Here is a 14,942-nt window from a genome sequence, read left to right as displayed (position 1 = left end):
TCCGGTCGTTGGCCATAGGTCTATTCCCTGCCCCGCGAGAGGGCGAGACCGAGCACGCCGACCACCACCAGGGTCAACGGTCCGGCCACCCGCAGTACGCCCCATTCGATCTTTCCCGCGATCGTCGTCCACAGAGCGAAGACGGCGATCGTGCTCAACAGAAGTCCCGCGATCAACGAAACGACGTCGCGCTTCATCGCGTCACCTCCAGATAACCTTGGTCGAGTTGCAGGTCCAGCGTCAACGTCGGCGCCTTCGGATCCGTCGTCACCGGCACCTCGTCGGCCAGATCGCTGCCGGACTGGTCGCGCCGGTCCAGCACCCGTACGTTCCCGTTGTCGACCCGGTAGCGGACGTTCAGGTTCACCCCTTCGGGCACGTGCACCCGGAGCGTGCCGACGTCCACGTTCGCCTTGACCGTCGTGTTCTTGGTCAGGTCGACCTGGCTGAGGTCGAGCTCCAGCCAGCCGAACTCCTTGACGATCGGCGTGGTCGGCAGGTCGGCCGGCGTCGCGTACACCCGGACGTCGCGGGCCATGTCCTGCACCTGCTGCGCGGCGCCGGCGACCGACACCGCGGCCAGGGCCAGAGCCAGGGCGATGCCGACCGGCAGGATGCCCCGGGCGCGGCCGAGCCAGGTCGCGGCGACCAGCGTGATGCCGACGACGAGCAGGGCGGCGGCGAAGTAGACCGTGGCCGTGATTGGCGCCCCCAGCGCGTCGGCGATACCGAGCCCGGCCAGCACCAGCCCGAGCACGACCACGCCGATCAGCCGCAGCCGGCGGGCCGAGGGACGGTCGGCGGGGCGGGCCGGGGCGACCGGCACCGGCAGCGCCGGCTCGGGGTGATAGAGCCCGATCGGGTCGGGGTTGCTGAAGTACGCGGCCCGGGCCTGCGCGTCGGCGGCCGCCGGATCGGGCTGGGGCTTCGCCCAAGGCGGCTGCTGGAAGTCGGTGGGCGCCGACGACTGGGCCGGGCCGACGGGTTCCGTGTGCCGCGCGGTGCCGGGATCGGCCGCCGGCCGGGCGTGACCGGCCGAGGTCGGCTGCCCGGACGCCTCGGCGACCCGGCGCCGCCAGGCCTCGGCGGCCTGGGCGAACGGGCTGTCCGCGTTCGGGGTCTGCCCGGACTGGCCGGCCGGGTTCGACCGGGTCTGGTCCTGGCCGTACCAGGACTGGGCGTTCGGGTTCTCGGTGTTCGCGTTCTGGGCGTACGGATGCTGGGCGTACGGGGGCTGCGGGCTCTGGCCCACCGGTGGGATGGTCGGCTCGTCGGTCGGCGGACGGCTGTCGTTGCTGCGACCGCGGTGATAGCCGAAGTACCAGATGCCGGCCAGGATCAGAGCCGGGCCGAAGCCGAACGGCAGCAGCGATCCGAACACGCTGATCGAGATCACGCTGGCGACCACGACGATCGCGATCCACGCCTCGCGGGGCACCTTCCGGACCCGTGGCCCGACGAGTTCCTCGAGCTTGGACCGCTCCGAGCCCTGCTCGGGGATGAGCAGCCAGCCGGCCAGGTAGAGCACCAGGCCGACACCGCCGCTGAGCGCGAGCAGGACTCCGCCGATCCGGACCAGCAGCGGGTCGATGCCCCAGTGCGCGGCGATGCCGCCACACAGACCGGTCAGCTTGCGGTCAGCCGTGCTGCGCCGGATCGTCCAGATCGAACCCATGGGGCCATCCTTCCCGGCCTGCGCGTTCGGACCATCCGGGAGCACCCCCAATTCCGCCCGGCTGCCCCCAATCGCTGTCGCCCCCATGACGGCCAGCGGGGTTTAATGGCGGCAGACGGCCCGATGAGTGCCGCGTGCCTGATGCTAGCCGGGTGCCGCGGCCGGCGACAGGGCCAAGACCGATGGCCAAGGAGCCCATGTCCGCGACTGAACCGCGATCGATGCCCGGCCCGGGCGCCCCCGACGCGGACCGCCCCGGGAACGGTCGCCCCCTGCCCTCCGCCGCCGCTCCCGCCGCCGACGTTCCGGTCGACGACGCTGCTGCCGACTCCCCTCAGGCTGCCGACTCCGGTTCCGCTCACGTCGCCACGCCCGGCGCCGAGGCCTCGGCCCAGAACACCCAGCCGGCCGACGCGGCCCTCGGCCCCGATCCCGAAGCCCAGCCCGGCGAGTTCGACCAGACCGTGCCCCCGGCCGGGGACCAGGCCGCGCTCGCCGTACCGACTCCCTCCACATCCGCTGTCCCGGCCGCTCCCGCGCCGCCGGACGTGTCGGAGGAACGGCCCCGGGCCACCCGACTCGCCGGCACGGCGATGCTCGGCGGCGTCTGCGCCGGCCTGGCCCGGCACCTCGGCTGGCCGGTGATGGTGCTCCGGGTCGGCTTCGTGGTCCTGATGTGCATCCAGTTCGTCGGCGTGGTCATCTACGGCCTGCTCTGGCTGCTGCTCCCACCGGAACCGATCCGCGCCGCGCCCGGCCTGGAGTCAGCGGCCCGGAGCGGGATGCGGGATCCGGCCGCGCAGCTCCGCCGGTTCGACTGGGGCGCCATGTTCGCGCTGGTCGCCCTCGGGGTCGGGCTGCTCTGGATGATCCAGATCAGCGGGCTCGGGATGGCCCAGCAGATCTTCTGGCCGGTGCTGTTCGCCTGCGCCGGGGTCGCGCTGGTCTGGCGGCAGGCCGACGTCAGCCGGCAGCGGCAGGCCCTGGCCGAACTGGCCGCCCGGCCGCGGACCGCTCGTTCGGCGGCCCGGGAACGTACCCTGACGACGGTCTCGCTGATCCTCGGCCTGGCCCTGGTCGGCATCGCGTTCGCGCTGGTCCTGGTCCAGCAGGGCAACTTCGAGCAGCTGCCGAACGTGCTCGCGATGACCATGCTCGCGCTGGCGGCGCTGGCGATCGTGCTGGCGCCCTGGCTGCACAAGTCGCGCGCGGAGCTGAACGAGGCCCGGGCGGAGAAGGTACGGGCCGAGACGCGGGCCGACATGGCGGCGCACCTGCACGACTCGGTGCTGCAGACGCTGGCCCTGATCCAGCGACAGGCCGACGACCCGAAGGTGGTGCAGCGGCTCGCCCGGCGCCAGGAGCGGGAACTCCGCGGTTGGCTGTACGACGACGAGACCGAGCAGGTGACCTTCAAGGCGGCGCTGGCCGCCGCGGCCGCCGACGTCGAGGACGACCGCGGCACCCCGATCGAACTGGTCACCGTCGGCGACAGCCATCCCAGCGAGGCGGTGCAGGCGATCGTCGCCGCAGCCCGGGAGGCGATGGTCAACGCAGCCAAGCACTCCGGTGCCGACAAGATCGACGTCTACGCCGAGGTCTTCGACGACGAGCTCGAGGTGTTCGTCCGGGACCGCGGCCAGGGATTCGACCCGTCCGGCGTGGGCGCCGACCGGATGGGGGTCCGGCGCAGCATCATCGACCGGATGGAACGTCACGGCGGCAGCGCCGAGATCCGCAGCGAACCGGGAGACGGCACCGAGGTCCGGCTCAAGATCGACAACCATTGATGATCACCGAAGGATGACGATGACCCAACCACCGAACCCGTCCCAGCCGCAGCGACCCGCTCAGCCCGGATCGCCTTCTCCCCAAGGGCAAGCCGGTCAGCCCGCGCCGGCCCGGCGCCGCGTGGTCGTCGTCGATGATCATGCGATGTTCCGGACCGGCGTCAAGGCCGAGATCGGCCGCGCCGTCGAGGTGGTCGGCGAGGCCGCCGACGCCGACACCGCGATCAAGGTCGTGCTGGCCACCCAGCCCGATGTCGTCCTGCTCGACGTCCACCTGCCCGGCGGTGGTGGGATCGAGGTGCTCCGGAAGGTGCACGAGAAGAACCCGGAGCAGAAGTTCCTCGCCCTGTCGGTGTCGGACGCCGCCGAGGACGTGATCGGCGTGATCCGCGCCGGCGCCCGCGGGTACGTGACCAAGTCGATCGCCGGCAACGAACTGATCGACGCGATCCGCCGGGTGGCCGAGGGCGACGCCGTCTTCTCGCCGCGGCTGGCCGGCTTCGTGCTGGACGCGTTCTCCGGCGCGATCGACATCGCGAGCGTCGACGAGGACCTGGACCGGCTCTCCCAGCGGGAGCGCGAGGTGCTCCGGCTGATCGCGCGCGGCTATGCGTACAAGGAGGTCGCGAAGGAACTGTTCATCTCGATCAAGACCGTCGAGACCCACGTCAGCAGTGTGCTGCGCAAGCTCCAGCTGTCCAACCGGCACCAGCTGACCCGCTGGGCCACCGATCGCCGCCTGGTCTGAGAATTTCTCCGGAGCATGTAGAAACGCGGTGGTGGGCTCCGTTCCCCAGGTGTCAGCAGAGAGACACGACCAGGGAGCCCACCATGAACGCCACCGAGATCGCCGAAGTCCTGAACCATCCGTACAGCCAGGAACTGCTCAGCCGGGACATCACCCGGCTCGCCTACGTCGCCAAGGACGGCACGCCACGGAACATCCCGATCGGGTTCACCTGGAACGGGACCGAGATGGTCGTCTGCAGTCCGAAGAACGCTCCGAAGCTGCACTCGCTGCGGCGCAACCCCGCGGTCGCCTTCACGATCGACACGGAGGTCCACCCACCGAAGATCCTGTTGCTCCGCGGCAACGCCGAACTGGACCCGACCGACGGCATCCCGCAGGAGTACCTGAAGGTCGCGACGACGTACCAGATGACGCCGGAGCAGCGGGTCGAGTGGGAGGCCGGCATCCGATCGCTCTACGCGGACGGCATGGTCCGGATCGTCGTCAGGCCGACCTGGGCGAAGTTGATCGACTTCGAGACGACGCTGCCGACCCCCGTCGCGGAACTGATCGAACGGCAGGCCGCACGGGCTGCGGGGCGGTGACCGGCGGACACAGCAGACCCGGCCGGCAGCAGCCGGCCGGGTGCGATTTCCCCGCGGTGGTGGGGAAAGCTCAGCTGCGGACCGACTTGCGGCCCTTGATCACGCCGTAGATCGCGAGCACGACGAGGCTGCCGGCGAGCGCGAGCAACCAGGTCCAGAGCGAGAAGAAGCCGCTGATCCCGCGGTTGAAGATCAGGTCGCCGAGGAACCCGCCGACGACCGCTCCGACCACGCCGACGACCAGCGTGCTGATCCAGCCGCCGTTGACCCGGCCGGGGAGGATCGCCTTGGCCAGCGTGCCCATGACCAAGCCGACGATGAGGTACGAAAGGATGCCCATGGCCGTGACGCTACCCGCGCCGCGACGGCCGTCCCAGGCCTCGGAGCCGAAATCAGGGGAGCCCGAAGTCCGAACCAGGGAAGACCAGGACGGCCAGTGGTGTCTGGGCTCCTGGTCCGGCCGCCAGCACTAAGCTCGAGGTCATGGAGGTTGCCCACCAGATCGTGCTCTTGATCACGCTGCTGGGCTTCGCTGCGACCTGCGGCGGGCTCCTCGGGCAACTCCGTTCCCGCGATCCCGAGGTCACCGGCGGCATGCTGATCGGCGGCTGGGTGCAGTTGATCGGCTGGGTCGCGCTCTCGGCCTGGCAGCTGATCGGGCTCGCCCCGTACCCCGAACCGTCGAGCCGGTACCTGCAGCCGATCGTCGTCACCGTGATCATGATCCTGCAGTTGATCTTGCTGGCGAAGAACCGGAAGTTCACCTCGATCCCGCGCGGCCTGTGGGGAATTCTCCTCATCATGTCGCTCGCGGAATCGGCGATTGCCGTGATCTGGCAGTAAGGTCTGCGACAGGATGCGCCTCTCAGCCCGAGTCGATTACGCCCTCCGCGCCGCCGCAGAACTGGCCGCCGCGGGGGAACCTCGTACCGTCGATCAGTTGGCCGCCGCCCAGCAGATCCCCGCGAAGTATCTTGAGAGCATCCTCGGCGAGCTGCGCCGGGGTGGCCTGCTGCGCAGCCAGCGCGGCCCGGACGGCGGCTACCGGCTGGCCCGGCCCGCCGCCGAGATCAGCATCGCCGACGTGATCCGCGCCCTCGACGGCGAACTGGCCAACATCCGCGGCAGCCGGCCCGAGCACCTGGAGTACGTGGGCGCCGCGATCACCCTGCAGAAGGTCTGGATCGCCCTGCGCGCCTCGGAGCGGTCGATCCTGGAACAGGTCACCCTGGACCACGTCGCGAAGGCGAAGCTGCCACGGACCGTCGCCAACCTGGCCGACAATCCGGACGCCTGGGTCTGAGGCGATTCGTCGCACCAGCTCCGGCTCGGTAGACTGAAGGTCTTCAACTCGTCGAGTTCCTGCCGCGGGTTGATCGCACGTCGAAGCACCTGGCAGCTGCTCCGTGCGTAATTCGCCGGACACATCCGGCCGGATTGTCGGCGGGACGTACTCACAGATGGTGTAACCCTTTGACCTCCTTCACCCACCTGGGCGTGCCTGCACGCCTGGCCGCCGTCCTCACCGAGCTCGGCTTCGACACCCCGACGCCCATCCAACAGGCCACCCTGCCGGACGCACTCGCCGGGCGGGACGTGCTCGGCCGGGGCCGGACCGGGTCGGGCAAGACGCTCGCCTTCCTGCTCCCCCTGGTCGCGCGGCTGTCCGGCCCGGGCCGCGCCAAGCCCCGCTCCGGGGCGCCGCGGGCCATGATCCTGGCACCGACCCGGGAGCTCGTCGCCCAGATCGACGCCGCCCTGCAGCCGCTGGCCAAGGCGGCCGGGCTCACGTCGCGTACGGTCTTCGGCGGCGTCGGTCAGGGCGCCCAGGTCGCGGCGATCCGGCGCGGCACTGACATCCTGGTCGCCTGCCCCGGCCGGCTCGAGGACCTGATCGACCAGGGCCTCTGCTCGTTGTCCGACATCGAGATCTCGGTGCTGGACGAGGCCGACCACATGGCCGACCTCGGCTTCCTGCCGGCGGTGCGCCGGCTCCTCGCCGACACGCCGAAGAACGGTCAGCGGATGCTGTTCTCGGCGACCCTGGACCGTGCGGTCGACGCCCTGGTCCGGCAGTTCCTGGTCGATCCGCAGGTGCACCAGGCCGATTCGGCCCAGTCGCCGGTGAGCACGATGACGCACCACGTCCTCCAGGTCAGCCGGGAGAACCGGCTGCCGATCTTGGTCGACCTGACCAGCGCGCCGGGCCGGACCGTCGTCTTCACCCGGACCAAGCACGGCGCCAAGGGCCTCGCCCGCAAGCTCAACCGGAGCGGCGTCCCGGCCGTCGAGCTGCACGGCAACCTGAACCAGAACGCGCGGACCCGCAACCTGGAAGCCTTCCACAGTGGGCGTGCGACGACTCTGGTCGCGACCGACATCGCCGCCCGCGGCATCCATGTCGATCATGTGGCGCTGGTGATCCACGCCGATCCGCCGGTCGATCCGAAGGCCTACCTGCACCGTTCCGGGCGTACCGCTCGCGCGGGCAACTCCGGGTCGGTGATCACGCTGGCGACGCCGGACCAGGCGCAGGAGGTACGGCAGCTCACGCGGTCGGCCGGCATCACCCCGACGACCACCAAGATCAACTCGGACCGGCACGCAGTGCTCAGCGAGCTCGCGCCCGGGCCCCGGGTGCTCCAGCCGTCGGCGGACACCCCGGCCGCGCCGAGCCTGCCAGTCGACGAGCAACCGGACGGTCGGTCGGCCGAGGATCGACCGGACGGTCGGTCGGCCGGGGCCGGCAACGGTCGGGGTCGCCGGCGCGGCGGAAGTCGCGGCCGGGCCGGACGGACCGCTGCGGCGGAACGGGAGGCCGAGCACGGGACCGAGACCGCGGAGCGCGGGCGCAGGACCGGGGACCGCCAGAGCAGGATCGCCGGGCGCGGAAGCGGGTCCGCCGGGCGCAACGGCGGGGCCGCTGAGCGTGGCGGCAAGAACGCCGGTCGCGAGGGCAGGACCACGGAGCGTGGCAGCGCGATCGCTGGGCGGGAGACTTCCGCTCGGTCGGCGGGTGGCTCCCGGAGCCGCCGTCGGCGCCGCCCGTCGTCCTCGTCGAGCCCGGCGGCGGCGCCTTCCCACAACTCCGCCGCGCCCTCGAACCACGGTCCTGCGGCGACCCCGACGCACAGCGCCGCGGCGTTCAGCGCGCGTCGGCGCTGAGCGACTCCCGCAGCCGGTGAACCGCCCGGAGCCCGTACCCCGTAACGATTCTGCGGGATCGGGCCCGCGGGCGGCGCGCCCAACTTACGCTTCTCGCCATGGAGTACCTGAGCGCCTCTGCGGGCTTGCGCGCCCAGCGCCCCGGGCCGGGCCGCGGCTGGCTCGCGGTGATGGTCAGCGGCGGCGCGTTGATCATGGCGTCGCTGTTCGTGCTGGCCGGAGCCGTGGGGACGCGACTGGTCACGCCGGCTCCCGTGCCTGGGCCGGCTTCGACCACGTACCGACTGAGTGACAAGGCGGACCGGGTCTCGGTCGAACTGCCGAAGACCTGGTGGGAGGCGACATCGGTCAACGCGGGTCGGGTGGTCAGCGACGACACCGGTGACTGGGTCGTTCCCGATCTCGAGGCCTCCGGCGAATCGCCGCGCTGGCTGTCGGTCTGGATCGACCGGCCCTGGGACGAGGACAGCGCGCTGGCCCGGCAGCACGAGACCTTCGTGACCGAAGGCGGTTGCCCGCCGGACGTCTGCTTCGCCGACACGGCGGCCGAGGTCACGATCGACGGGCATCGCGGGCTGCGGCAGTTGGCCCACTTCGACGACGGTCACCTCGCCGTGCTGACCACCCTGGACACCGGCGACTGGATGATCTTCGTGACCGCCGATGGTGTGGAGACCGCCGACGGTGCGGCCGAGTTGATCACCATCTCGGACTCGATCCGGCTGGTCGGCTGATGAGTACGCCGGGCGCGCGGCTGGCCCCGCGCCGCCGCCGCTGGGGCCGACTGGTGATGGGGATCGGTGCCTGCGTGGTGCTCGTCGGGGTCGTCGCCATGATCATCATCCTGGTCACCGGACAGTCCAACCGGCTGCTCTCGCCACCCTCCGCCGACCCGGAGCTGTTCCACCTGCTCGACCCGGAGGGACGGGTCGCGATCCAACTCCCGACGTCGTGGTGGGACACGACCGGCTTGGACGCCGGCGGCTCGGTCAGCGACGACACCGGTGACTGGCTCGTCGCCGCGCTCTCGGCCGCGAGCGATGCGCCGCGCCGGCTCGCGGTGTGGTTGGACGCTCCGCCGGGCAGCGGGGACGGGCCGACCGGGGCGCACGCCGACTTCCTCGCGGCCACCTGCTCCGACGCCAACAGTTGCACGCCGGACGCGGCCGCCGCCGTCACCGTCGACGGCCGGCCGGGGCTACGCCAGACGCTCCGCTTCGCCGACGGCCACCTCGGAGTGATCACGACCGTCGCCACCGACCAGTGGTTGATCTTCGTCATGGTCGAGGGACCGGACGACGCGGCGGGGGAGTTGCTCATGATCGCCGACTCGGTCCGGCTGATCGGCTGAGCCGGCCATGGTGCCCTCGAGCGCGCCCGTCGGCCGGCCCGGCCCCGGTCGCGGCCGGCTCGCGATCATGATCATCGGCGGCGGGCTGCTGATGGCCGGGCTGTTCCTGCTCACGGCCGCCGTCGCGACCCGGCTCATCGTGACGCCGGACCGGTCCGAGGTGCTCCGGCTCGGCGACGGCGAGCAGCGGGTCTCGGTCGAGCTGCCGCGGTCCTGGTGGGACGAGACCCCCGGCGACGCCGGCGGCAGCCGGACCGACGAGACCGGCGTCTGGGCTGTCCCCGACATCGAGGCGGGCGGTGCCGCGCAACGCTGGCTCTCACTGTGGATCGTGGAGCGGCAGCCCGGCGAACAGAACATCGCCGAGCAGCACGAGACCTACGTCGAGACCAACTGCGAGGAGTTCGGCTGCACGCTGGAGGCGTCGGTTGACCTCCTGGTCGACGGGCAGATCGCCTGCCGCCAGGAGGGCCGGCGCGAGGACGGCTCGCGGATCGTGTTCACCACGATCCAGACCAACCGGTTGATGATCTTCGTCGTGGTCGACGGCGAGGACTCCGCGGCCGGCCTGGCCGAGATCACCAAGATCAGCGACTCGGTCCGGGTCCGCTGACCGCGGCTCAGATCAACGGGCGGAACGGCGACAGCACGGCCTCGGAGAACTTGACCATCAGGTTGCGCCGGTTCCACGACTCCAGGGTGAGCTCGATCGTGTTGGACGAGTCGATCGAGAAGATCTCCTCCATCTGGCGCGCCACCCCGGGATCGAACACCTCGAGGTTGATCTCGTAGTTGCCGAGCAGGCTGAGCCGGTCGATGTTGGCGGTGCCGATGGTGGACCACTGGCCGTCGATGGTCGCCGTCTTCGCGTGCACCATCGCGCCCTGATAGAGGAACAGCCGGACGCCGGCACTGAGCAGCTGGTTGTAGAAACCGCGGGACAGCCAGTCGGCGACGATGTGGTTCGACTCCTTGGGCACGATGATCCGCACGTCCACGCCGCGCCGGGCGGCCCTGGTCAGCGCGGCCAGCATGTCCTCGTCCGGAATCAGGTACGCATGCGTCAGATAGACGTGGTGCGAGGCGCGGTCGATCGCCTCCAGATACATCCCGCGGATCGGGTACACCAGGTTGCGCGGGATGTTGCGGTGGATCCGGATCGTCGGCGTCCAGATCGGCGCCCCGCTGTCGGGCAGGGCCGGCCGGCGGCGGTTGGCGAAGAGGTTCCAGTAGTCGATGAACGCGTTCTGCACGTCCCAGACCATGTCGCCGGTCAGCCGGGCATGGGTGTCGCGCCAGTCCGTGGCGTACAGCGAACCGATGTTGTAGCCGCCCAGGAAGGCGGCTTTGTCGTCGACGACGAGCAGCTTGCGGTGGTCCCGGCCGGAGTTGCGGATGATCCGCAGCGGGCTGGCCACCAGCGGATGCCGGCGCACGTGCAGGTGGCTCGGGAAGCTGAAGAAGCGGCGCGGGACGACCAGGTTGGCGAACTCGTCGAACACGATGTAGACCTCGACGCCCCGGTCGGCGGCGTCGAACAGGGCCTGCTTGAAGGCCTGCCCGACGGCGTCGGACTTCCAGATGAAGGTCTCGAAGAAGACCCGCTCCTTCGCCTGCCGGATCGCGTCGAGCATGTCGGCGTACAGATCCTCGCCGTACGTATAGACCGTCACCTCGGACCCGCCGACCGTGACCGAGCGCGGTGGCAGCCGCGGGAACACCGCCGGCGCCCGCTTCCGCTTCCGCCACACGTCCACGATCCGCAGCCCGATCAAGGTCGCGCCCTGGATCGCGGCGATCACCAACAGGATCCGCCTGATGATGGTGCCGATCCGGAGCCGACCGATCTTCATGGAGACAGAGTAGTGGGGCGTCCCGACAGGCGGACCGGGCACGGAGCGGAGCGGGGATCTGAAGGGGTCGTCCCCTCACCAAATCGCAACTGTCGGTGGCCGGCATTAGTGTGGTGGGGTCATGAACTCCTCGAACTCGGCAGCAGCAGCGGACACCCGGATCGATGTCGTCGCGTCCGCGGCGGAGGAGGTGGCGCGCGCGATGGGCGACGTCCAGGACGACCTGTTCGGCGCGGTGGCGGAGCCGCGGCCGAAGCGGAAGCCGAAGTTCGACCTGGACGCATTGCTGGACGGGCTGAACCCGCCGCAGCGCCAGGCCGTGCTGCACGACGGCGGCCCGGTCGTCGTGGTGGCCGGTGCGGGCTCCGGCAAGACCCGGGTGCTGACCCGCCGGATCGCTTACCTGGTGGGCGAGCGGAAGGTTCACCCCGGTTCGATCCTGGCGATCACGTTCACCAACAAGGCCGCCGCCGAGATGCGGCACCGGGTGATGGACCTGGTCGGCAACCGGGCCAAGCTGATGTGGGTCTCCACCTTCCACTCGGCGTGTGTCCGGATCCTGCGCGCGGAGATCAGCCGGTTCGGCATGAACCGGACCTTCTCGATCTACGACGACGCCGACTCCAAGCGGCTGATGCAGCTGGTGGCTCGTGATCTTGATCTGGATCCGAAGCGGTTCGGTGTCCGGACGATCATGAACTGGGTCTCCAACTGCAAGAACGACCTGGTCGATCACGACTCCGCCCGGGCCCGGGTCAACGGACCGGACGAGGAGCGTTTCCTCGAGGCGTACCAGGAGTATCAGCGGCGCCTGGTCGCGGCGAACGCGCTCGACTTCGACGACCTGATCATGACCACGGTGCACCTGTTCCAGGCCTTCCCGGAGGTACGGGAGCAGTACCGGCGCCGGTTCCGGCACGTGCTGGTGGACGAGTATCAGGACACCAACCACGCTCAGTACGCGTTGATCAGGGAGCTCTGCGGGTCCGAGCTGTCCGCGATCGACGGTCGGCCGGAGCAGCGGGAGGCGGACCCGCCCGAGCTGATGGTGGTCGGCGACTCCGACCAGTCGATCTATGCCTTCCGCGGGGCGACGATTCGCAACATCCTCGACTTCGAGTCCGACTTCGCTGGTGCCAGCACGATCGTGCTCGACCAGAACTACCGGTCCACCCAGACCGTGCTCAACGCGGCGAACGCGGTGATCACCAAGAACGAGGGCCGGCCGGACAAGCGGCTCTGGACCGACGCCGGCGACGGTGATCTGATCGTCGGGTACGTGGCGGACTCCGAGCACGACGAGGCCCAGTTCGTGGCCAGCGAGATCGACAAGCTCAGCGACGACGGCAAGAGCCGGTACGCGGACTGCGCGGTGTTCTACCGGACCAACGCTCAGTCCCGTCCGTTCGAAGAGGTGTTCATCCGGGTCGGGCTGCCGTACAAGGTGGTCGGCGGGGTCCGGTTCTACGAGCGGCGCGAGGTGCGCGACGCGATCGCGTACCTGCGCGCGATCAACAACCGCGACGACGACGTGTCGGTGCGCCGGATCCTCAACGTGCCGCGGCGCGGGATCGGCGACCGGGCCGAGGGTGCGGTCGAGGAGCTGGCCCGGGAGAAACGGATCAGCTTCGGCGAGGCGCTGCGCCGGATCGACGAGATCAACGGTCTGGCGACCCGGTCGGCGAAGCAGCTGCGGCTGTTCGTCGACTTCCTCGACGCACACGAGAAGATGGTGGCCGACGGGCAGCCGGCCGACCAGATCCTGACCAGCGTGCTGACCGAGTCGGGCTACCTGGCCGAGCTGCAGGGCTCGACCGACCCGCAGGACGAGACCCGGATGGAGAACCTGGTCGAGCTGGTCGCGGTGGCCCGAGAGTTCGTCGCCGGGACCGTCGGGGTCGAGGCCGAGCTGGAGCCGGGGGCGCTGTCGGCCGATCTACCGGCCGACTTCGACATCACCGCGGAGCTCGACCTCGCCGGCGGCGCGCCGGAGCCGGACCCGTCGCTGGGCGCCTTCCTGGAACGGGTCGCGCTGGTCGCCGACTCCGACCAGATCCCGTCCACCGACGCCGACGACGCCGGCGTGGTCACGCTGATGACGCTGCACACCGCGAAGGGCCTGGAGTTCGACACGGTGTTCCTGACCGGGCTCGAGGACGGCGTGTTCCCGCACCAGAGGTCGCTGACCGACACGGTCGAGCTGTCCGAGGAGCGCCGGCTGGCGTACGTGGGACTGACTCGGGCCCGGAAGCGGCTCTACCTGAGCCGGGCCGCCGTCCGTGCCGCCTGGGGTGCGCCGCAGCACAACCCGCCGAGCCGGTTCCTCGGCGACATCCCGGACCGGCTGGTCGACTGGCGCCGTACGGAGAGCGCCCTGACCTCCTGGCGGAACACCTCCGCGACCTCCTCCCGGCAGTCCTCGGGCCGGCAGTCCTGGAACTCGCAGCCGACCCGGCCGAGGCCGACCGAGCGCGAGATCCCGTCCCTGGCCCCGGGCGACAAGGTCCTCCACCCGACCTTCGGTCTGGGCAAGGTCGTCGCCACGTCGGGAGCGGACGACAACGCCAAAGCCGATGTGGACTTCGGGTCGGCGGGCCTGAAGCGACTGGCTCTGAAGTACGCGCCGCTGCAGAAGTTGTAGGGGCGGCGCGGCGGGGGCTGGGGAGGTCTGTGCGCCGCGCCCTTGGCCTGCCTCCCCGGGTTGGGACGGACCCGAGCCGAGCGCTGATCAGGATTCGAGTGGGTCGGGATCACCGTGCGGTGGTCTTGATCGCGCGAGGATCCGTGCCCTGAGCTCGTCGAAGGGCAAGGCCCCGGCCACGGCTCTCGTGTCTCGCGCGGCCCTGTGCCGGTTGGCGCGAGGGAACGGGGTGGTCAGTCGACGCGGAGGTCGCGGACGACCTGGTTCAGCTGGTTGGTGAGGCCGGTGTTGCCGATCGGGACGGCGCCGAAGAACATGCCCCAGTTGTCGCCGTCGGGGATGACGAGGAAGATCACCTTGTCGCCGGGGAAGGGGAGGCCGGGCTTGTCGACGGTGATGTCGGCTTCGATCAGCCAGCCCTGCTGACCCGAGATGGTGATCGCTTCGCTGCGGAGGTCCTTCCGGGTCGGGTTGTAGGGCTGATACATGTCCGTCGTGACGCCACACTGCATGATCAACTCCGCGATCGCCTTCGGTTTGCCGGGGAAGTCGGAGCCGAGCAGTCGGCCGACGGCGAGCTGGGCGATCCAGCCGGGGCTGTCGTTCACGCCGAGGTATTGCTGCGTGACGTCGTAGGCGAAGCTCAGCCGCGGTTCGGGGGCGGCGGGCTGGAAGTTGCCGGCGGCCGGGAAGGACAGGTTGCCGCCGTGCACCCGGCCGTCCTCCGGATGCGCCTCGCGTCGGTTCGGATCGCCCAGCGGGCAGGGGCGGTCGCCGTCCGGGCTCGGGCTGGGCGAGACGCTGGTCGGCTCGTCGGTCGGCTCCGAGTCGTCCCAGCCGCTCACGGTCGAACTGGGGTACGTACGGTCGGTGATCGGCGAGCCGGCGGTCGTGGTCCGGAAGATCATGACCGCGGCGATCACGATCACCACGACGAGGACCAGTGCAGCGATGATCAGATAGGCCGCGCGGGAGCGCCCGGGCCGCGGCCCTGCGGGGCCAGGACCACCGGCTCCGGGTCCGGGTTGCCGCGGGTCGGTCGTGGTCTCCGCCGACCAGGAACGACCGTCCCAGTAGCGGTAGGCGCCGGGCTGGCCGCCCGGATCCGGGTACCAGCCGGGAACGGACATGA

General features: G+C 70.6%; 15 protein-coding genes. 10 read left to right on the top strand and 5 right to left on the bottom strand.

Annotated features, from left to right (window positions below; translation table 11 throughout):
• Positions 1-20: 20 nt before the first annotated feature.
• Both AC6CCG_RS27045 and AC6CCG_RS27040 read right to left on the bottom strand, forming a co-directional pair.
• Positions 21-197 carry a hypothetical protein gene (locus AC6CCG_RS27045; protein ID WP_496657870.1) on the bottom strand — a complete coding sequence of 59 codons (177 nt, stop codon included), beginning with the start codon at positions 195-197 and terminating at the stop codon, positions 21-23.
• Positions 194-1,675 carry a PspC domain-containing protein gene (locus AC6CCG_RS27040; protein ID WP_496657869.1) on the bottom strand — a complete coding sequence of 494 codons (1,482 nt, stop codon included), beginning with the start codon at positions 1,673-1,675 and terminating at the stop codon, positions 194-196. Before AC6CCG_RS27040 ends, AC6CCG_RS27045 begins: the two co-directional genes overlap by 4 nt.
• Before the next feature lie 197 nt (positions 1,676-1,872).
• On the opposite strand from AC6CCG_RS27040, the gene AC6CCG_RS27035 reads away from it, so the two are divergent.
• The 3 genes from AC6CCG_RS27035 to AC6CCG_RS27025 all read left to right on the top strand — a co-directional run bounded on the left by AC6CCG_RS27035 (position 1,873) and on the right by AC6CCG_RS27025 (position 4,800).
• Entirely contained in the window at positions 1,873-3,465 is a 1,593-nt protein-coding gene (locus tag AC6CCG_RS27035; RefSeq protein WP_496657868.1) for an ATP-binding protein, read from the top strand.
• A gap of 19 nt (positions 3,466-3,484) precedes the next feature.
• Positions 3,485-4,213, top strand: coding sequence for a response regulator (locus AC6CCG_RS27030; protein WP_496657867.1), 729 nt, complete (start codon positions 3,485-3,487; stop codon positions 4,211-4,213).
• Between the two features lie 83 nt (positions 4,214-4,296).
• Entirely contained in the window at positions 4,297-4,800 is a 504-nt protein-coding gene (locus AC6CCG_RS27025; RefSeq protein ID WP_496657866.1) for a pyridoxamine 5'-phosphate oxidase family protein, read from the top strand.
• Positions 4,801-4,870: 70 nt separating this feature from the next.
• On the opposite strand, the gene AC6CCG_RS27020 is transcribed toward AC6CCG_RS27025, so the two are convergent.
• Entirely contained in the window at positions 4,871-5,140 is a 270-nt protein-coding gene (locus AC6CCG_RS27020; protein ID WP_496657865.1) for a GlsB/YeaQ/YmgE family stress response membrane protein, read from the bottom strand.
• Between the two features lie 143 nt (positions 5,141-5,283).
• Here AC6CCG_RS27020 and AC6CCG_RS27015 point away from each other — a divergent pair, with 143 nt between their 5' ends.
• The 6 genes from AC6CCG_RS27015 to AC6CCG_RS26990 all read left to right on the top strand — a co-directional run bounded on the left by AC6CCG_RS27015 (position 5,284) and on the right by AC6CCG_RS26990 (position 9,929).
• The gene (locus tag AC6CCG_RS27015; protein ID WP_496657864.1) at positions 5,284-5,643 is read left to right on the top strand and encodes a hypothetical protein; all 360 of its coding nucleotides are present in this window, start codon (positions 5,284-5,286) and stop codon (positions 5,641-5,643) included.
• Positions 5,644-5,656: 13 nt separating this feature from the next.
• Positions 5,657-6,103 carry an RrF2 family transcriptional regulator gene (locus tag AC6CCG_RS27010; RefSeq protein WP_496657863.1) on the top strand — a complete coding sequence of 149 codons (447 nt, stop codon included), beginning with the start codon at positions 5,657-5,659 and terminating at the stop codon, positions 6,101-6,103.
• Positions 6,104-6,297: 194 nt separating this feature from the next.
• Positions 6,298-7,965 (top strand): DEAD/DEAH box helicase, encoded by a 1,668-nt coding sequence (locus AC6CCG_RS27005; protein WP_496657862.1) that lies wholly within the window; start codon positions 6,298-6,300, stop codon positions 7,963-7,965.
• A gap of 98 nt (positions 7,966-8,063) precedes the next feature.
• Complete coding sequence (locus AC6CCG_RS27000; RefSeq protein WP_496657861.1) at positions 8,064-8,699, top strand: hypothetical protein; 636 nt, start codon at positions 8,064-8,066, stop codon at positions 8,697-8,699.
• Positions 8,699-9,316, top strand: coding sequence for a hypothetical protein (locus AC6CCG_RS26995; protein ID WP_496657860.1), 618 nt, complete (start codon positions 8,699-8,701; stop codon positions 9,314-9,316). The genes AC6CCG_RS27000 and AC6CCG_RS26995 overlap by 1 nt, the downstream gene beginning before the upstream one ends.
• A gap of 7 nt (positions 9,317-9,323) precedes the next feature.
• A complete protein-coding gene (locus tag AC6CCG_RS26990; protein WP_496657859.1) occupies positions 9,324-9,929 on the top strand; it encodes a hypothetical protein in 606 nt (201 codons plus the stop codon).
• Between the two features lie 7 nt (positions 9,930-9,936).
• Here the strand turns inward: AC6CCG_RS26990 and AC6CCG_RS26985 are convergent, their stop codons facing one another.
• Entirely contained in the window at positions 9,937-11,169 is a 1,233-nt protein-coding gene (locus AC6CCG_RS26985; RefSeq protein WP_496657858.1) for a phospholipase D-like domain-containing protein, read from the bottom strand.
• A gap of 121 nt (positions 11,170-11,290) precedes the next feature.
• Between AC6CCG_RS26985 and AC6CCG_RS26980 the strand changes: the two genes are divergently transcribed.
• On the top strand, positions 11,291-13,810 hold the full coding sequence (locus AC6CCG_RS26980) for a UvrD-helicase domain-containing protein (RefSeq protein WP_496657857.1): 2,520 nt from the start codon (positions 11,291-11,293) through the stop codon (positions 13,808-13,810).
• A gap of 233 nt (positions 13,811-14,043) precedes the next feature.
• On the opposite strand, the gene AC6CCG_RS26975 is transcribed toward AC6CCG_RS26980, so the two are convergent.
• On the bottom strand, positions 14,044-14,940 hold the full coding sequence (locus AC6CCG_RS26975) for a DUF2510 domain-containing protein (protein ID WP_496657856.1): 897 nt from the start codon (positions 14,938-14,940) through the stop codon (positions 14,044-14,046).
• Between the last annotated feature and the right edge of the window lie 2 nt (positions 14,941-14,942).

The sequence above is a fragment of the Microlunatus sp. YIM B11417 genome (assembly GCF_059617205.1).
This window is presented reverse-complemented; position numbering and strand designations above follow the sequence as displayed.